Genomic DNA, 19,402 nt, shown 5'->3' on the forward strand with positions numbered 1-19,402 from the left:
GCGCTATCGCTAGTGAGCGAAGTGGCGTGTTCCGGTGAGATACATCGTAACACCAGCGGCCTTAGCTGCGTCGATAACTCCTTCATCGCGGATGGAGCCGCCGGGCTGGACAACGGCTTTGACGCCGGCATCGAGAAGCACCTGCAAGCCATCGGCGAAGGGGAAAAAGGCATCGGAGGCGGCGAAGGAGCCTTGGGTGCGGTTGGTGGCATCGGCAAGCGTATTGGCGCGCTCGACCGCAAGCTTGGCGGAATCCACGCGGTTGACCTGGCCCATGCCCACGCCCACGGTCGCATTGTCCTTAGCCAGCAAAATCGCATTGGACTTGACCGCGCGCACCGTGCGCCAGGCGAACTCGAGCTGAGCCAAGTCCTCGTCACTCAGGGCTTCGCCCGCTGCTAGGGTCCAGTTTTCGGGCTTATCGCCCTCGGCCTGGTAGGTATCCGGCTCTTGGCGCAGCACGCCGCCGGAGATGTACTTGCGCTCCTCGCCTTGTTCCTCTGGCTCGGCCAAAAGCACGCGCAGGTTCTTCTTGCTCTGCAGGATCTCCAGCGCCTTATCCTCATAGGCGGGCGCGACGATGACCTCGGTGAAAATGCCCTTGACCTGCTCAGCCATCTCTACGCTGACCTCGTGATTGACAGCGATGACGCCGCCAAATGCGGACATTGGGTCACAGGCATGCGCCGCGCGGTGGGCCGCAGCGATGGACTCATCCGATACGGCGATGCCGCACGGGTTGGTGTGCTTGATAATCGCCACGCAGGGACGCTCGTGATCCCAGGCCGCACGCCAGGCAGCATCGGCGTCCTGGTAGTTGTTGTAGCTCATTTCCTTGCCGTTGAGCTGCTTGGCATTGGCCAGGCCCTTGGTGCCAATCCGGGTCACGGTGGCGGCCTGGTGAGAGTTCTCGCCGTAGCGCAGCGAGGTGGTCTCCTCGCCGTCGCTGAGCTGGTCCACGAACCATGCGGAAACCGCCGCATCGTAGTTAGCGGTGTGAAGGAAGGCATCGCGAGCGAGGCCACGGCGCTGGTCAAGGCTAAATCCACCCTCTTCAACGGCCTGGGTTACCTCGCCATAGCGCGCCGGATCTACGACCACGGCAACGGACGGGTGATTCTTGGCCGCCGCGCGCACCATGGAAGGCCCACCGATATCGATCTGCTCCACGCATCCATCGAAGTCCGCGCCGGAGGCGACCGTTTCCTGGAAGGGGTACAGGTTCACCACGACGAGCTGGAAGGGCTCTACCTCAAGCTCGCCCAGCTGCGCCAGGTGGTCTTCCTTGCGGGTATCCGCCAGGATTCCGGCGTGCACGCGCGGGTGGAGCGTCTTGACGCGGCCTTCCAGGCACTCGGGGAAACCGGTGAGCTTTTCTACCGGGGTGACCTCGATTCCCAAGTCAGCAATCTTCTTGGCGGTGGAGCCGGTAGAGACAATCTCTACGCCTGCCTTATCAAGTGCGCGGGCCAGATCCTCCAGCCCCGTCTTGTCGTACACGCTAATGAGTGCGCGCTTTACCTGCTTGCGGTCTTCGCTCATGAGGAGGAATAAGCCTTTCGAAAAGTCTTAGTCTGCGAGTTGAATAAAAAGCTCCTCGCCGCGGGGCTGCGCCGCGCGCAGCACGTCGACGATGAGTTCGCGCTCTACCTTTTTAATGCGTTCGTGGAGGCTGGCCTCATCATCATCTGTCCGCACGGCCACCGGCCGCTGCGCAATGATGGAACCAGTATCCACGCCCGCGTCCACGAAATGGACGGTAGAGCCTGTGACCTTCACGCCGTATTCCAACGCATCGCGCACCCCGTGCGCGCCCTTAAACGCAGGCAATAACGCCGGGTGGGTATTGATGGTGCGGCCTTCGAAGCGGCGGAGGAAGCCTTCCCCCAAAATCTTCATAAAGCCTGCAGAAACAACAATGTCTGGCTGGGCAGCATCTACTGCATCAGCCAGACATGTATTCCATTCGGCACGGTCCGCACCCATTTCCACGATCTCGGTATCGATACCGCGTTCTCGGGCGCGTTCAATACCTCGACACGGTTTATCCGCAACCACCTTCACCACTTGGTATCGCTCATCCTGGGCTTCCAAGATGGCTTGCAAAAGCGAGCCCGTCCCAGAGACAAGCACGACAACTCGTAGGCGGTCAGTAGCTGCAGTAGCGCGTGGTGGCATCGGTGAAGTCACGCGCTATAGCCTAGTCCCTCTTCCCGCTTTCAGTAGAATCTGCCGCGTCAGGCTTGCCCTCATTTGCGTCCTCTTCCACGAGTTCGCCTTCCAGGATCTCGGGGGCTTCAGCCGCTTCGCGCTCGCTGTTTTCCGATGCCCCTTCTTCCCCACCATCTCCCGCAGCACTCTCCGCGTCATCGCCGTCGTCGCTGTCTTCAACGACCTCCCCTTCGATGACCTCGTCGACGGTGTCTGCGGTGTCCGTGGATTCTGCGGCAGCGTCATCGTCGTCGGCTGCATCCTCTGTTTCTTCTGCAGCGGACTCAGCGGCGTCGCCGTCACTCGATTCCGATTCGTTCTCGTCCTCGTCCGTTTCGCTCTCGTCCAAATCGGCATCAGCATCGTCGCCGTCAGCCTCGTCGGCCTCGGCCTTGTCCGCGTCAGATTGTTCTGCGTCAGTGGTGTCCTCAGAAGCGGTATCTTCTGCCGACTCTGCAGCGTCTTCTGAATCCTCTTCGGAGGCCTCTGCCTCTGCGACCTCCTCCGCCGAAGACTCTGCCTCCGCTTCGGCCGCGCGGGCGTCGCGCCAGTTCATAAGCGCAAAGGCTGCCGCGACGGCCAAGCCCACGACGGCGATCCATAGCGCGGCAAGGCCAGCAGCAGTCCACAGGTGCGGGCCGGTGTGGCCGTAATAGCCAAGCGTGCCGCTAACCAGATAGCACGCGAAGAACATGATGACCGCGGTAGCCACCGTGGCCGCGAGCACCTTCTGGAAGGACGGGCGCTTCTTATACAAGGACATCGTCGCCGCGATGAGGGGAACCACCATGAAGACGACCGCCCAGCCGGGTGAGGACGCTGGGATGCCGCCGGTAATAGGCAGCGGCGGCAGCGGCACAAGGTGGGTGCTAAAGAGGCTTACCTGCGCCTCCCCTGCCGAAAACTCCGAGCCCACCAGCACTGCCCCGGTGCTGACGATGGCGTTGGGGATATACAGCAGGCTCAACAGGATGAGGGTGAAAACGCCCAGCCCAGAGATGGAAGGGTACTCATCCATCATCTCCCCCTGGCGCGAGAAGTTCACGATGAAGATGAGCACGAAGACCACGGTCGCGCCAATGGCGAGGTAGGCGAGGTAGCGCAGGGCGATAAGGGCGGCATCGACAAGCAGCGGCGGGGCACCATAGCGCTTGACCAAGGCGCGCCACAGGCGGGTACCCATGCCGGCTGCCATCGCCGCTAGGTGCACGACGATGACGCGAGCAAGCGCAGCAGCGAGGTTCGGCGGGGATACGTCGAAAACCTTGCCGGCATCCCACAACATCACCCAGGCAATGCAGGTCAGTACCACCGGCACGCCCACCACACAGGCGACAAGAATTGCCAGGTCCTTCACGCTGACCTTGTGTTTTACCGCGGCGCGCACGCGCACCGCCACCACCGTGGCGAGGATGAGGGCGGGCAAGGCCGGGAGGAACGACAGGTCCACCCCGGCCGCAGATACCGGCGCGAGGTTAAAGACCATCCACGCTTCCGCCACGATGGTCGGCAGCCACGCAAGGGGCGAGCCAAAAAGCAAAAGCGCGCCGAATGCGAGCGCCACAATAATAAGGACGACAATAATATTCGGCAGGGCCGCCGACATGAATAATTGGCGGATGCGCCCCGCCTTCGTCAGCGGGGCCGGCGTGCGACGGGCCTTCGCCTTCGACCCAGCTTTGCGGGCGACGCGTTCTGCGGAATTATGCGGCTTCTGCGTCGCAGTGGCATGCGGTGCACGAGGGGCGCGCTCTGTCTGCACTGTCCGGCCCCGCGCCTGGCTACGCGGGCGGGGCGTTGACCGAGATTGGGGGCTGGTGTTTTTGTTCATCGGCGTCCACTTTGCCACCTTTTGCCCGCGGTAGCGGGGTGGCGCGACGAGGCGCCTCCAAAATCACCGTGGACTTGTTCAGTAACTACTGTAGACATATATAAGGAATAAAGTTTTAACTCTTATCCCCCACTGGTCACAGTAATTACATGCCGTTGCATTTCCATGGCAGGACGTTACAGTGCACCATTACAGCTTCGGGGCTACCGCGGGGGCTTAGTTTTAAGAGATTTATATCGCACTATGCGCCACAACTTTCCATAATGTGCCTGCATGTAGGCTTATTCCAGACCGGCGCGAGAAAAAATTCATTTTTGGCTTGCTGTTATCTTTTTGAGACGCTACTGTTACATCTCGTTGGTAACAAGAAGGTCACAATCTCGTAACTAACCCAGAGACGGTGTAACGCTCTTTTTGAAGATTGTGAAAGACACGAAAGAAGATTTAATGCGAAGCAAAGTTCAGCGTGGCGCCGGCCGCCATCGCAAGATTGTCACCTCGCAGACCACCAAGGGTCGTATCGCTGTCATGACCGTTGCAGCCGGTGCCGTGTCCACCGCCGGCGTAGGCGGCGCAGCTGCCGCTAACGTTGAATCCGACAACGCTGCATCTTCCACCACCACGACACAGTCTGTTGACTACAAGCTTGCCGCTGATACTTCCGAGGTCAACAACACCCCAGCCGGCTCCTCTGATGCTGCACCGCAGATCCTCAACGTGGCTGAGGCAAAGCCGGTTACCAATCTGGTTGACCAGCTGAGCAAGTCCATCCAGGCTTCCGCTGACCGCGCCGCCGAGGACCTTGCCGCTCGCGCTCCTTCCATTGCTCGCCCCGCTGAAGGCGCCTTCACTTCCGGCTTCGGCCCGCGTTGGGGCTCCTTCCACTCTGGCGTGGACATCGCCAACGCCGTTGGCACCCCCATCCTTTCCGTCATGGACGGCACCGTCATCGATTCCGGCCCAGCCTCCGGCTACGGCCAGTGGATTCGCATCCTCCACGATGATGGCACCATGACCGTCTACGGTCACATGCAGACCCTCGACGTCGCCGTGGGCGAGCACGTACACGCCGGCCAGAAGATTGCTGGCATGGGTTCCCTTGGCTTCTCCACCGGTTCCCACCTCCACTTCGAGGTTCACCCGAACTCCGGTGACGCCGTTGACCCACAGGCATGGCTGGCCGAGCGAGGCATTCAGCTCTAAGAGCCTTCTTTCCTTCTTGTTAAAGCGCCGCAGATAACCTCTGCGGCGCTTTTGCTATGCCTAGACCCCAATAAGCTCCACTCGCCCGCAGCCTCCACAACAAGACCCCTCGTGCGGAGCCACAGCCCCACCTTCGTCCCGCCAGAGGCGATCTCCGCGATTGAGATAGTTCTACCCCTCCAAGACGGTCCAAAGAGCGCTAGAAAGCCGCACAGCCGCCCTCCAGGGCCCATATGAGCCCCTAGGGTCCCCATAGCCACCCAAGCCTCCACATCGCGGGATTAGGGCCCCTCCATTCGCCCTGAGCGCCGTTACACCGCACGAGAGCACATACACGCGGCACCGGGAATTATCACCGGGCGCGCGCCGCCATAAAGGAGCCGCCAATAGAGGCCCCAAAATAGTCCCACCGATTGCCAGTTAAGTCCAGCATGCAGACTTGTCGCAGGTAGATGGCAGTTTTCTAGCCTGGTGCCAATAACCCCCTCCCCTCACCCCCGACAGTCACCCCCAGAGCTTAAACCAGTACTTCAAACCCGCAACTTTGGCCACTTTCGTAACACGCGCAACAAGCTGGCATGTTCGAAACTTTTCGAATAAACGCCTTTTCTACCAGCATTTTTACAGATTGCGCGGCCTCTATGGGCAGGCTAACTTTTAACTCGTTGCCACAAGCGAACGCTAAATGGGGTATTTCCATTCCTCGGCGTGTCGCAGAGGGCAGTTGAAAGACGCCAAACCTTTAAGGTTTGCGCGCCTCGAGACCATGCACAGCCATGAAAAGGACTTAAACTATGAAGCGCATGAACCGCGCACGCAGGAATGTAGCGCTAAGCATCGTTACGCTTGGCACCGTTTTTGCTACCGGCACCTCCGCTTTTGCTGCTGATCCAGTGGCCAGCGTGGACGTTTCCAATGGCTCCTCTGAGCCGCAAGCAACCAACGTTGATAACGCGGGCGTTATCGACGCCGCCGTCGGCTTCGCAAACGCCGCCGCCGGTGTACTCACCGGCAAAGACGTCCCGGAATTTAGCCCGAACGAATCCGGCGGGATCAACATCATCTTGGACCCCTCCTCCGTTCCTGGCCTACGGGAAGCTTTCGCCCCCGAGGGCGACCGCTCTGGACTGACCCCTCAGCGCAGTCGCGATGCTGCCGGCAATACAGTGGTCTTTCCCACCTCCGGCACCTTGACTTCTGGATTCGGTATGCGCTGGGGCGCGATGCACAACGGCATCGACGTGGCTAACCCAGTCGGCACCCCGATCTACTCCGTCATGGACGGCACGGTCATTAACTCCGGTCCGGCACAGGGCTTCGGCAACTGGATTCGCATCCAGCACGTCGATGGCAGCATCTCCGTCTACGGCCACATGTCCGCTAGCTCGCTGCGCGTGAACGTGGGCGACCACGTTTCTGCGGGCGACCACATCGCGGACATCGGCAACGAGGGCCGCTCCACCGGCCCACACCTGCACTTCGAAATCCACCCAGGTGGCGGCGCGGCCGTTGACCCAGTGGGCTGGTTCAACGAGCGCGGGATCTCGGTCTAGAGCTTTTCCATCGGCACACCGCCGATGAGCATGAGCCGCACCTTGCCGGAGGAACCAAAGTCCACGGTCACCGTGGCGCGGGCACCGGAACCGGCCGTTTCAATTACGGTTCCGAGCCCGTACTTGGCGTGGTTGACGCGGTCTCCCACAGCAAGGTTGAGGTTCTTATTCTTCGGCATGGAATTAGCTGCAGGCTGGCGAGTGCGTTGCGAAGGGGAAGACGTAGCGCGCTGGCCAAACCCAGCACCCCCACCACCGGCGTAGCCGCCACTAGAACCGCGGCGATAGCTCCGGCCATATTGATAGTCATCGGCTCCCCAGGAACCGGTGAGGTCACTATCGGAATCCTCTCGCCGCCAGTCGATGAGATCCTCTGGGATCTCGGCGAGGAAGCGACTGGCGGGATTGGTCACCGGATTGCCCCACGCAGAACGCAAGATGGCGCGCGTGAGGTACAACTTTTCACGGGCGCGGGTGATGCCCACATAGGCCAGGCGGCGTTCTTCGCTTAATTCCTTCGGGTTACCCAGTGAGCGCATGTGCGGGAATTGGCCGTCCTCCCAGCCGGCGACAAAGACGACGGGAAACTCCAAGCCCTTGGCCGTATGCAGGGTCATCATGGTCACTACCCCGGTCTCAGAATCCGGAATCTGATCCGCATCCGCAACGAGGGAGACCTTCTCCAAAAAGGCCTGCAGCGAGCCCGGCGCGGCTTCGCCTTCTTCTAAAAGCTCATTGGGATCGACGGCATCCGCCCCGGCTGCGGCCAGCTGGTTGGCGGCCTCTGAGGTAAATTCGCGGGCCACGGATACCAGCTCATTGAGGTTATCGAGGCGCGCACCGTCCTGCGGGTCGTTGGAATTTTCTAGCTCCGCCTTATATCCGGTGGCATCCAGGATGGCGGTGAGCAGTTCGCCCAGATCGGGCTGGCCGGTCACCTCATCGCGCATGCCGGGGATTTGTGCGCGGATGCCCTCCATCATGTCGTTGAACTTGGTAACGGCATTAACGGCGCGGGTGCCAAGGCCGGGGACGTCGCCCTGGGGGACGTCGGCAAGCGCCTTGCCAAAGCTTATCCCCTGGTTTTCCGCGTGCAGGGCAATCTGGCCCTGGGCCTTATCGCCGATGGCGCGCTTGGGAACATTGATGATGCGGCGCAGGCTCACCGTATCGTCGGGGTTATCCATAATGCGCAGGTAGGCCACCGTATCGCGGATTTCGCGGCGTTCGTAAAAGCGCGTCCCGCCCACGACCTTATAGGGAATGCCGGAGCGAATGAAGATATCCTCCAGCGCGCGGGAGGAATTATTGGTCCGGTACATCACGGCGATATCGGAATAGCTGTGGCCCTTATCCGCCAGCGCGTCGATCTCTGCGGCGATAAAACGGGCTTCATCGTGTTCGTTATCCGCCACATACCCCACGATGGATTCGCCATCGCCGTGCGCGGTCCACAGGTTTTTCTCCCGGCGGTTCTCGTTTTTCGCAATCACGGCATTAGCCGCGTTCAAGATGGTCTGCGTGGAGCGATAGTTCTGCTCCAATAAGATGGTGTGCGCCTGCGGGTAGTCGCGCTCGAATTCCTCGATATTGCGGATGGTGGCGCCGCGGAAGGCATAAATGGACTGATCGGAATCACCCACCACGCACAACTCTGGGGCATCAGGACCCAGCTCGCCCTTGCCCACGAGCGCTGCTACCAGCGCGTACTGGGCGTGGTTGGTGTCCTGGTACTCATCAATGAGCACGTGCTTAAACCGCCGGCGATAAAACTCCACTACCTGCTTGTGCTCGGTGAAAATGCGCACTACTTCCCCGATGAGGTCATCAAAGTCCACCGCATTGGCCGCGCGCAGGCGGCGCTGGTACTCGGCGTAGACATCCGCCACGGTGGTCTCAAAGGGGTTCTTGGTCTGCTGCGCCTTGTCGGCTGCCTCGGCCGGGCCCACGAGCTCGTTTTTGTGGTTGGAGATCTGGTTGGCCAGCACGCGCGGGGTGTATTTCTTCAGATCCAACTGCATGTCCTTGGCAATCATGGATAGAAGCCTGCGGGCATCGTCGCCATCATAAATGGTGAAGTTGGTATTAAGCCCCGGCACGAGCTGGGCGTTCTGGCGCAGGATGCGCACGCAGATGGAGTGGAAGGTGGATACCCACATGCGCTCGGCCACCGGACCGACCAGGGAACCCACGCGCTCCTTCATCTCTGCGGCCGCCTTATTGGTAAAGGTAATGGCGAGGATTTCCCACGGGTTTACCCCGCGGTGGCGCATGAGGTACGCGATGCGGCGGGTAAGCACCGCGGTCTTGCCAGAACCCGCGCCGGCGACAATCAGCAGGGGCCTGCCGGTATGGGTGACCGCCTCTAATTGCTGTGGATTCAAACCTTGGGTTAAAGGATCGGATTCCGCGGGCCTAGGCGTGCTGCCAAAGGGGTTCTGCTGCTCGGGCTGGCTAGGGGCGAAGCCGCCGCGGGAAGCAGCACCGGATACGGGTTCGCGCGGGGTAGAAGTTGGGCTAAATGGAGAGTTATTCGTCATAATGCCTACCAACCTACTAGCCCCACCGGACATGGCCCGTATTTGCGGCATACCCTGCGCTTTCTAAATACCTGACCAAGTGGCACAATAAGGGACCATGACCGCTGAAGATAATGAATCCATCGTTGACAATGGCTTGGATATCCGCACGCCCACCGGCACGGATGATCCCCTATCTGATGCGGAAATCCAGCAGTATCGCGAGGAAATCAACCGCCTGGATCAGATCATCTTGGATGCCGTCAAACGCCGCACCGAGGTCTCCCGCGCGGTGGGCCGCACCCGCATGAGCTCCGGCGGCACACGCTTGGTGCACACCCGCGAGATCGCCATTCTCAATGAGTTCCGCGCGGAACTTGGTGAGGAAGGCCCCACCATCGCCTCTGCTTTGCTGCGCATGGGACGCGGACGCCTAGGCTAAATCCACCACTCAACCCCTCGGATTAATTACGAGCTCACCCATACTATGCAGTACGCTTGCGGGGCATGAACGCAGTACTCATCGCCGTCATCGTCATGCTCGCGCTCGCCCTGTTGCGCGTGCACGTGGTGGTGGCGCTTTTCATCGGCGCGATCGTCGGCGGCCTGATATCCGGCATGGGCCTGGATGCCACCATGGTTGCCTTCCAGGACGGGCTCGGCGGCGGCGCCAAGATTGCCTTAAGTTATGCCCTCTTGGGCGCCTTCGCGATGGGTGTTGCCTCCGCCGGGCTGCCGCAGATCTTGGCCAACTTTCTCATCGCCAAGCTCGGCGGCACCGGCGAATTAGATCCCAAGGCCGCGGCCACCACCAAGTGGATGCTCGTTCTTGGCCTTATCGCCATGGCCGTGATGAGCCAGAATCTCATCCCCGTTCACATTGCCTTCATCCCGCTTCTCGTCCCACCGCTATTGGCGGTGATGAATAAGCTCAAGCTGGATCGCCGCCTTATCACCACGTGCCTGACCTTCGGCCTTATCACCACCTACATGTTCATTCCGGTGGGCTTCGGGTCCATCTATTTGAACGATATCCTGCTCTTCAATATCGAAGAGGCTGGCCTGGATACCTCCGATATCAATATTATGCAGGTCATGGCCATCCCGGCCTTGGGCATGCTCACCGGCCTGCTCATCGCCATCTTTTTCAGCTACCGCGCCCCACGCGAGTACGAGGACCGGCCCATTGCCGCCGAAGAGCACCAGGAAACGCCCTCGCGGTATAAAATCTGGGTTTCCATCCTGGCGATTATCGCCACCTTCGCCGTCCAAATCATCATGCAGGCGCTCGATTTCGAGTCCGATGGCCTGCTCGTCGGCGCCCTGACCGGCCTGGGCATCTTGCTCATTTCCGGCGCGGTGGATTGGAAGCACGCCGATGACGTATTTACCAACGGCATGAAAATGATGGCCCTTATCGGCTTTATCATGATCACCGCGCAGGGCTTTGCTTCTGTCATGACGGCAACAGAGGAAGTCGGCCCGCTTGTCGATGCCACCGCCAACCTCTTTGGCACCAATAAGTTCCTCTCCGCAGGCGCCATGCTCTTGGTCGGCCTGGTGGTCACCATGGGCATCGGCTCATCCTTTTCCACCCTGCCGATTATCTCCGTTATCTACGTTCCCCTGTGCGCCTCGCTTGGCTTTAGCCCCGCGGCCACGGTGGCGCTCATTGGTACGGCAGGCGCGCTTGGCGATGCCGGCTCCCCCGCCTCCGATTCCACCCTCGGCCCCACCGCCGGCCTCGGCGCCGATGGCCAACACGATCACATCCGTGACTCCGTCATCCCTACCTTTATTCACTTCAATATCCCACTTCTTATCGCCGGCTGGGCGGGCGCGCTCATGCTCTAAATGCCACACTTCTCACGGTGCCGTTGGCACTCATTCTCGACTACGGTGGGAGGGGTACACATTGCCAATGCGCTCGTCGCCAGAAAGGCCAATTGCCATGGATATCACCGCATCGTCCCAGTGGAAAGACCTGGTCAAGGTTTGTGAAGAAAAGCAGGACATGCGCCTGCGCGAACTCTTCGCCACAGACGCAAACCGCGCCGAGAACTACACCTTCGACGCCGCCGACCTGCACGTGGATTTATCCAAAAACCTCATCGATGAAGACGTCCTCCAGCACCTGCTCGAGGTAGCCCGAGCCGCCGACGTGGAAGGCCGGCGCGATGCCATGTTTGCAGGCGAGCACCTCAACAACACCGAGGATCGCGCCGTGCTGCACACCGCCCTGCGCCTGCCGGTAGAAGATGATTTGCACGTCGATGGCCAAGATGTCGCCGCCGATGTCCACGAGGTCCTGGGCCGCATGCGCGATTTCGCCACCGCCCTGCGCTCCGGTTCCTGGTTGGGGCATACCGGCCACACCATCAAAAAGGTGGTCAATATCGGCATCGGCGGTTCCGATCTCGGCCCCGCCATGGCCGCACAGGCCCTGCGCTCCTATGAGGTGGCCGGCATTTCCGCGGAGTTCGTCTCCAACGTGGACCCTGCCGATATGGCCGCCACCTTGGACGGGCTCGATGCCGGCTCCACCCTCTTTATTGTTTCCTCCAAGACCTTTACCACCCAGGAAACCCTGACCAATGCGCACGCGGCCCGCCGTTGGCTCATCGATCAATTCGATGGCGATGAATCCGCTGTAGCCAAGCACTTCGTGGCCGTATCTACCAATGCGGAGCAGGTGGAGAAATTCGGCATCGATACGGATAATATGTTCCCGTTCTGGAATTGGGTGGGCGGTCGCTACTCCCTCGATTCCGCCATTGGCCTGTCCTTGATGTGCACCATTGGCCCGATGGACTTTATGCGCTTGTTGGAAGGCTTCCACGCCATGGATGAGCACTTCCGCACCACCCCGCTAGAGCGCAATGTGCCCGTACTCATGGGCTTGCTGGGCATCTGGTACACCAATTTCTTCGGCGCCCAAACCCACGCCGTGCTGCCCTACTCGCAGGACCTCGGCCGCTTCCCGGCCTACCTGCAGCAGCTGACCATGGAATCCAACGGCAAGTCCGTGCGCCGCGATGGCACCGCGGTCACCACTGGGCAGACCGGCGAAATCTACTGGGGCGAGCCGGGCACCAACGGCCAGCACGCCTTTTACCAACTCATGCACCAGGGCACCCGCCTCATCCCAGCGGACTTCATCGGCTTTGCCCGCCCCAAGGAGGACTTCCCCACCGCGGACGGCACCGGCTCGATGCATGACCTGCTCATGGGCAATTTCTTCGCCCAAACCAAGGTGTTGGCCTTTGGCAAGACGGCAGAAGAAATCGCTACCGAAGGCGTGGAGGAAGACCTTGTGCCGCACAAGGTGATGCCGGGCAACCGTCCCACTACCACGATTATGGCCGAGGAACTTACCCCTACCACCCTGGGCGCGCTTATCGCGCTCTACGAGCACATCGTCTTTACCCAAGGCATCATCTGGGATATCAACTCCTTCGACCAATGGGGCGTGGAGCTGGGCAAGCAGCAGGCCAATGACTTGGCCCCCGCCGTCTCCGGCAGCCAAGAGGTAGATTCCGGCGACCAGTCCACCGATAAGCTCATCGGCTGGTACCGCGCCAACCGTTAGCTCCGGCCCGCGCCCGGGGCATACGCCCCAGGCTCTAGCGTAAAAGTGTCCAAAACAACCGCGTTCTTGAAAAATCTGCCCTCAAATTCAGACAAACGCGGTTGTTGTGGACACTTTCGTGCCTAAGCACCACAGATCACTAAAGCGCCCAGCCGCGGAGCAACGTGTCGCTTCGGGCCAGGCGCTCTCAGGCGAGGTGAATTTACAGCCTCACCATGGGCTGCCAACCGGACGGGATATTCTTCGAGCTCACAACCTTGCGGCCGAACGGGAAGCAGGTCACTGGAATCATCTTGAGGTTGGCCCAGGCAACCGGGATACCGATGATGGTAATCGCCTGGATGACGGCGGTAACGACGTGGCCGATGGATAGCCACAGGCCAGCGATGACGAACCAAATGACATTGGAGATGCCAGACATCCCGCCGGTGCCCTTGCGGGGCTCAACCACGGAGCGGCCGAACGGCCACAGGGCGAACTGACCCATGCGGAACGAGGCCACGCCCGCAGGAATCGTCACGATGAAGATGCAGGCGATGATGCCGAAGAGGAAATAGCCCAGCGCAAGAACGATGCCGCCGGAGAGTAGCCAGATGATATTAAATACAAGATTTAGTAGTGATCGCATGCCCGCCAGCTTAGCGCGAAAAGCATAAAGGAACCTTAGAGCGGCTGGCAGTGCGGGCAGAACCAGATGATGCGCTCTAATTCACCCTCGTCCCCACCGCGGTCAACGCCGCCCAAAGAATCCTTCTGAATGATGGTGCCGCAGCGCCGGCACCGCTTGCGGTTGCGCCCAAAGACATAGGTGGTCTCCCCGGCACGGCGCACGCCGGTGGTCACGCGGATGGGCGAGTTCCGGTTAGCCCACATGATGCGCTTGCCGATGTCCAGCACCTGTTCCACATCCACCTCTGCCACCGGCGTGGCCGGGTGAACGCCGGCGAGAAAGCAGATTTCGGCGCGGTATTCATTGCCAATGCCCGCCACGACCTTCTGGTCCAAAAGCGCCGTGCCGATGCTGCGCTCGGGTCGCGCGCGCAATCGGCGCACCGCCTCCTCGCGGTCCCAGTCGGGGTCCAAGATATCCGGGCCAAGGTGCGCGATGCGGCTAAAGTATTGATCCGCGTCGAAGATATCGACAATGCCCAACCAGTGGCCCACCAGTTCAATATCGCGCGGTGAATGGGCTAGTTTCAGCACGATGCGCGCGCTATGGCCGGGCTTGCGCCAGCGGTCGCCGGCGTAGTGGATGGCCCAGGTACCCTCCATTTTTAGGTGGGTGTGCACGATGGTCTGGTCGAATTGCATAAAGAGGTGCTTGCCATAGGGCCACACGCGCTCGCAGATGGTGCCGGTGAGGTCAACGGTGGCGTGCTGCGGCACGCGCACGGAACAGCCGGTGACCTCGCGCCCAGTCATAAACTGCAGGCGGCGCGAAAGTTGTAGGACGGAATCGCCTTCGGGCATGGGGGCTGGCCTCCTTCCACGGGTCTCGCACACTGTGGCCCCACCAAAATACACCTGCGGGCGGGTAGCGCTAGCGGCGGTATCCGCCGCGCGGGCGGAAGCCACCAGAATTGCGGGGTGGCGGAGGCGGCGGCGGATCGTCGAAGCTGAGCTCCTCGATGGCCTCGGAGGCACGCCTGCCGCCGCGCAGGCCGCCACGCGAATCACCGCGAAAATCCTCCGGCGAGCCGTCCTTCGCCCCGTGGCGCGGGACCCGCGGCGGCGCGGCGCGACCGACAATGCGCACGCCCTTCGGGGTAATGCCTGCCCCGAGCGAGCGCAGGATATTAGCCGCTGGGGTGTGGTGGATGGGGTTGCCATTGCACTTTTCAATCACCAGGGGCGACATGTGCCCGGCGGCGATGAGTTCTACGAGCGCGGACAGGAGGCGGGCGTAGACGCCGGTGGCCTCGATTCCATCGGGCAGGGCGTCGATGAACGTGGTCAAGGTTTTGCCGCCGCGGGTGAGGTGGGCGATGGGGAGGCCATCGCAGAGCACGACCAGCGCTCCGGCGGAGCGGGCGGGCCCGCCGGTGGCTTTGCCATCGGCATCGTCGCGCTGCGGCCAGGGCAACGCCGCGCCGTAGGGGTTGGCGGGGTCCACGGCGGCGAGCACGAAGGTCTCTGGATCGGTGGTGCCGGACGGCCAGCCGGTGACATCGGGGGAATCCGCCAGGCCGCGGAGGCGATCGATAATAGCCGGGGTGGAAAACTGCGCGGCGCCGAGATCCTCGATGACATAGCCGCGCATGGCCTTGCCGGATTCCTCGAAGCCGGAAAGCACCTTATAGGCCAGCGCGAAGCCGCCAAGGACGTCCTCTGCCACCACGGAGCCGCGGGTGACCACGCCGTAGCGATCCAGCCAGGCCTCGCCGTGCGCCACAGAGCGCGAGGTGGCGTCCTGGGCGGCGGGCACCGCCAGCGACCAGCGGCCGAGCATATCAGGTGGGGTCTGGCCGGTACCGCCAGTGGCGTTCTGGGTCTGGGCAAACGAGGTGCGGCCCATGCGCAGCCGCGAGCGCGTGGGGCGCCGCTTGGAGCGGTGGGCGGTAGAACCGCGGCCGGCGCGGGAGGCACCGCGCCCGCCTGCCGATAAGCGCGTGCGGATGGGGGCGAAGGAATCTGGGCTGGCCAGGCCCATTTCCACCAGCCCCCAGAGGGCCTCGCGGATTTCCTCGGCGGTACCGGGGACCTCGGCGGCGATATCGGAAAAGAGGAAGCCACCGCCGCGCTCGAGCACGCCTAAAATGGCCCGCTGCAGCATGCTCACGCCCTCCGGATCGGTTTCGGGGGCGAGCTGGGCGGCGTAATCGGCAGGCAACAGCATCACCCACGGGTCGGCGGCCCCGGCCTTTCCGGCGCCGACGATCATCACCTCACCATTGGCGGTTAGCTCATCTAGCATGCGGGGCGAATAATCCCCCACCCGGGCGGGCAAAATGATGGATTCCCAGGCAGAGGCCGGCAGGCGAACCCCGGCGAGCTGCTCGATAGCAGAAAATACTCCATCGGCACCGCGCAGCGCGGGCCGCTTCCCTGCGGGCGCAATACCGTGCCATTCCGGAAGAAAGCGTGCGAAGGCGGCGCCGGAGACCGGCTCGGTATCCGCGCGCGCGGCAGCAAGCGAGCGCGAGCGAATGGTCTTTAGTACCTCGGCGGCGCAGTACTCCTGCTCCTCTATGCCCTGCCGGTAGTGGCCCTCCACGATCGAGTCCAGGCCAGCCAGGGTGGTGTGTGCTGCGGAAACGGAAATGCCGAAGGCGGCGGTTAAGTCCGCGAGCACGAACGGGCCGCGGGTGCGCGCCCAGCGGCTGATGAGCTGTGGGAGGGCATCGGCAAGCGTGTCCACCTGGGCGGGGATGCCGGGAGGGATGGGGATACCGAGGGCATCGCGAAGCAGCGCCGCATCCTGGGACTGGGCAAGGTGCTCGCGCCCGCCGATGCGCACCCGCATAATCCGCGAGCCCAGGTTATCCAAGGCGGCCAGGGGAACATCCGTATGCTCGCCCAGCTCTTCGACCGGGATGGGGCCCAGCACGCGCAGGAGATCCGCGACTTCCTCGGTGGTGCGCGCCCGGCGCGAGGGTGCGGTGCGCTGCAGCTGGGTATGGATCTCATCGATGATCGCGGGATCCAAGAGCTCGCGCAGCTCCACCGTGCCGAGCAGCTTGGCCAGAAGCGCCGGATCAAGGGCGAGCGCCGCCGCCCGCTTTTCCGCCAGCGGGGAATCGCCCTCGTACATGAAGGCGCCGGTGTAATTAAATAGCAGCGAGGAGGCAAAGGGCGAAGGCTGCTCCGTGGTGACCTCCGCGATGCGCACGCGGCGGTGCCCCAGATCGCGCATGACCTCCTGCAGCGCCGGCACATCATAGACGTCCTGCACGCACTCGCGCACCGTTTCCAAAATGATGGGAAAGGATGGGTACTTACGGGCAACATCCAAAAGCTGCTCGGCGCGCTGGCGCTGCTGCCACAGCGGGGCGCGCTTGCCGGGATTGCGGCGGGGCAAAAGCAGCGCGCGGGCCGCACACTCGCGGAAGCGGGAGGCGAAAAGGGCGGAATTGCCCACCTGCTCGGCCACGACATCGGCAATATCGTCGGCGTCGAAGGCAAAAATCGTGCCATCGGGATCGGCCTCGCCCTCGGGCAGGCGCAGCACGATGCCATCATCGCCGGCCACCGCTTGCGGGTCCATCCCGGTGCGCTCCCCCACCCGCGCGCCTACCGCCAAGGCCCAGGCGGAGTTGACCGGCCGGCCAAAGGGCGTGTGCAGCACCACGCGCCAGTCCCCAAGCTCATCCTTGAAACGCTCGAGCACAAGCGTCTTTTCATCCGGAATAATCCCGGTGGCCTCCTGCTGCTCGCGCAGATAGGACAAGATATTGCTGCGGGCATTCTCATCGGCATCCGCGATAATGCCCGGGTCCGTATTTACCTCGCGGCGATACTCGCCCAAGGCCTGTCCCAGCTCATAGGGGCGCCCGGCGCCATCGCCATTCCAAAACGGCAGCCGGCCCGTATGCCCCGGCGCGGGCGTGACCAGGACCTGGTCGCGTGTAATCTCCTCGATGCGCCAGCTGGTCGCGCCCAGGGTAAAGACATCGCCCACGCGGGATTCATAAACCATCTCCTCATCAAGCTCGCCCACCCGGCGCGGGGCCTTGCCGGATTCGCCACCGCTATAGAGGAAGACGCCGAACATTCCCCTATCCGGGATGGTGCCGCCGCTGGTCACGGCCACGCGCTGCGCCCCCGGGCGCGGGGTCATCACCCCGGAGACGCGGTCATAGACCACGCGAGGTTTCAGCTCCGCAAAATCCGTGGACGGATAGACGCCGCTGACCAGATCGATGACGGAGTCATAAACCTCGCGGGCCAGCTCGCGGTAGGGATGGCTGCGCTTGACGATGTCATACCAGTCATCCGCGCTTAAGCCCTCCTCGCCCGCGGCGGCCACCGCCGCCACGGTCTGCTGCGCAAGCACGTCCAGCGGGTTGCGCGGGGTATGCATCTTCTCGATCATGCCGCCGCGCATGCGGGCGACCGTCAGCGTGGACTGCACCAGGTCCGCGCGGTGCTTGGGATAAAACGCGCCGTGCGAGACCGCGCCCACATGGTGCCCGGCGCGGCCCACGCGCTGCAGGCCCGAGGCCACCGAGGGCGGCGATTCTACCTGCACCACCAAATCCACCGCGCCCATGTCAACGCCCAGCTCCAGCGAGCTCGTGGCCACCACGGCCTTCAGCGTGCCTTCCTTTAGCATCGTTTCCGTCATGGCGCGCTCGTCCTTGGACACCGAGCCGTGGTGCGCCCGTGCGATGACCGCCGGCGCCTTGCCCGCAACGTGCGAATGCGCCATCAGCTGGGCGGGATCGCGCCGAGTTTCCGGCGAGAGCGAATCCGGGTCATATTCCTGCGCGTATAGCTCGTTAAGCCGGCTGGTCAGGCGCTCAGCACTGCGCCGCGAGTTCACAAAGACCAGCGTGGAGCGATGCGCCATGATGTCCGCGTAGAGGTCTTGGGTAATAAACGGCCAGATGGAGTTCGCGGTGGGCAGCGCGGTGTCTTCTTCCCCACCGAAGTCCTCCCCGTCGAATTCTTCCCCGCCGTCGCCGCTACCTTCCGGCCCGCCGGTAATGCCGATGGCATCATCGACGGTGAGCTCCCCGATGGTCGAGCCCGCCTCCGGCGTAGGAAGATCCGACATATCCTCTACCGGCACGCGCACATCCAAGTCCCACTTCTTGTGCGCTTCCGGCGCCACGATTTCCACCGGGCGGTTGCCGCCTAAGAAATCCGAGACGGCCGAAAGCGGGCGCACCGTGGCTGATAACCCAATGCGCTGAACATCGCCCGCAATCTCTTGCAGGCGCTCCAGCGTCAGGGCGAGGTGCGCGCCGCGCTTGGTGCCGGCCAGTGCGTGGATTTCATCGATGATGACGGTATCGACGGTTTTCAAAATCCCCGCCGCCTTTGAGGTCAGCATCAAATATGCCGATTCCGGGGTGGTAATGAGGATATCCGGTGGCTTGCGCACCTGCCGGGAGCGCTCTGCCGAGGGTGTATCGCCCGAGCGCACGCCCACGGAAATATTCGGCGCCTCCAGACCCAACTTTTCCGCGGTGCGCGCAATGCCGGTCAGCGGCGCCCGCAGGTTATTTTCCACGTCCACGCCCAGCGCTTTGAGCGGCGAGATATACAGCACCCGCACGCCCGTTGCGGAGCCGGAAGCTTTTCCTACCGGCAGGGCCAGTTGTCCTTCGCGCTCCACCAGGTTATTCAGCGCCCATAAGAACGCCGCGAGCGTCTTACCAGAACCGGTGGGGGCAACCATCAGGGCGTGATCCCCGCGGGAAATCTTGTCCCAGGCCTGGGCTTGTACCGCGGTGGGAGCGGCAAAAACGTCCTGGAACCACCGCGCCACTTGGGGGCGAAAGCGCTCGAGGATGTTTTCTGGCATGACCACACTCTAGTCCCCGTTGTAATG

12 protein-coding genes are annotated in these 19,402 nt (G+C 62.3%); 5 read left to right on the forward strand and 7 right to left on the reverse strand.

Annotation, left to right across the window (positions count from 1 at the left end; translation table 11 throughout):
* Positions 1-9: 9 nt before the first annotated feature.
* The 3 genes from purH to ACP8KU_RS07825 are packed head-to-tail and all read right to left on the reverse strand — an operon-like array spanning position 10 to position 3,973.
* The gene (purH, locus tag ACP8KU_RS07815; RefSeq protein ID WP_484483562.1) at positions 10-1,542 is read right to left on the reverse strand and encodes a bifunctional phosphoribosylaminoimidazolecarboxamide formyltransferase/IMP cyclohydrolase; all 1,533 of its coding nucleotides are present in this window, start codon (positions 1,540-1,542) and stop codon (positions 10-12) included.
* A gap of 27 nt (positions 1,543-1,569) precedes the next feature.
* Positions 1,570-2,178 (reverse strand): phosphoribosylglycinamide formyltransferase, encoded by a 609-nt coding sequence (gene purN, locus ACP8KU_RS07820; protein ID WP_284623168.1) that lies wholly within the window; start codon positions 2,176-2,178, stop codon positions 1,570-1,572.
* 22 nt (positions 2,179-2,200) lie between these two features.
* The gene (locus tag ACP8KU_RS07825; RefSeq protein ID WP_284623129.1) at positions 2,201-3,973 is read right to left on the reverse strand and encodes a cell division protein PerM; all 1,773 of its coding nucleotides are present in this window, start codon (positions 3,971-3,973) and stop codon (positions 2,201-2,203) included.
* Positions 3,974-4,489: 516 nt separating this feature from the next.
* On the opposite strand from ACP8KU_RS07825, the gene ACP8KU_RS07830 reads away from it, so the two are divergent.
* Both ACP8KU_RS07830 and ACP8KU_RS07835 read left to right on the forward strand, forming a co-directional pair.
* A complete protein-coding gene (locus ACP8KU_RS07830) occupies positions 4,490-5,245 on the forward strand; it encodes a M23 family metallopeptidase (protein ID WP_023017615.1) in 756 nt (251 codons plus the stop codon).
* Positions 5,246-6,039: 794 nt separating this feature from the next.
* Positions 6,040-6,798 carry a M23 family metallopeptidase gene (locus tag ACP8KU_RS07835; RefSeq protein ID WP_005279895.1) on the forward strand — a complete coding sequence of 253 codons (759 nt, stop codon included), beginning with the start codon at positions 6,040-6,042 and terminating at the stop codon, positions 6,796-6,798.
* On the opposite strand, the gene pcrA is transcribed toward ACP8KU_RS07835, so the two are convergent.
* Positions 6,795-9,338, reverse strand: coding sequence for a DNA helicase PcrA (pcrA, locus tag ACP8KU_RS07840; RefSeq protein ID WP_484483563.1), 2,544 nt, complete (start codon positions 9,336-9,338; stop codon positions 6,795-6,797). The genes ACP8KU_RS07835 and pcrA overlap by 4 nt on opposite strands.
* A gap of 97 nt (positions 9,339-9,435) precedes the next feature.
* Between pcrA and ACP8KU_RS07845 the strand changes: the two genes are divergently transcribed.
* The 3 genes from ACP8KU_RS07845 to pgi all read left to right on the forward strand — a co-directional run bounded on the left by ACP8KU_RS07845 (position 9,436) and on the right by pgi (position 12,906).
* On the forward strand, positions 9,436-9,759 hold the full coding sequence (locus tag ACP8KU_RS07845; protein ID WP_005279891.1) for a chorismate mutase: 324 nt from the start codon (positions 9,436-9,438) through the stop codon (positions 9,757-9,759).
* Positions 9,760-9,824: 65 nt separating this feature from the next.
* Entirely contained in the window at positions 9,825-11,171 is a 1,347-nt protein-coding gene (locus tag ACP8KU_RS07850; RefSeq protein ID WP_237792107.1) for a Na+/H+ antiporter family protein, read from the forward strand.
* Positions 11,172-11,268: 97 nt separating this feature from the next.
* Positions 11,269-12,906 carry a glucose-6-phosphate isomerase gene (pgi, locus tag ACP8KU_RS07855; protein ID WP_484483564.1) on the forward strand — a complete coding sequence of 546 codons (1,638 nt, stop codon included), beginning with the start codon at positions 11,269-11,271 and terminating at the stop codon, positions 12,904-12,906.
* Positions 12,907-13,108: 202 nt separating this feature from the next.
* On the opposite strand, the gene ACP8KU_RS07860 is transcribed toward pgi, so the two are convergent.
* The 3 genes from ACP8KU_RS07860 to ACP8KU_RS07870 form a co-directional block, all read right to left on the reverse strand.
* Entirely contained in the window at positions 13,109-13,534 is a 426-nt protein-coding gene (locus tag ACP8KU_RS07860) for a YccF domain-containing protein (RefSeq protein ID WP_278722712.1), read from the reverse strand.
* A gap of 35 nt (positions 13,535-13,569) precedes the next feature.
* On the reverse strand, positions 13,570-14,376 hold the full coding sequence (locus tag ACP8KU_RS07865) for a DNA-formamidopyrimidine glycosylase family protein (protein ID WP_484483565.1): 807 nt from the start codon (positions 14,374-14,376) through the stop codon (positions 13,570-13,572).
* A gap of 70 nt (positions 14,377-14,446) precedes the next feature.
* The gene (locus tag ACP8KU_RS07870) at positions 14,447-19,375 is read right to left on the reverse strand and encodes an Lhr family ATP-dependent helicase (RefSeq protein ID WP_484483566.1); all 4,929 of its coding nucleotides are present in this window, start codon (positions 19,373-19,375) and stop codon (positions 14,447-14,449) included.
* Between the last annotated feature and the right edge of the window lie 27 nt (positions 19,376-19,402).

It is taken from the genome of Corynebacterium sp. LaCa_282 (genome assembly GCF_057198125.1).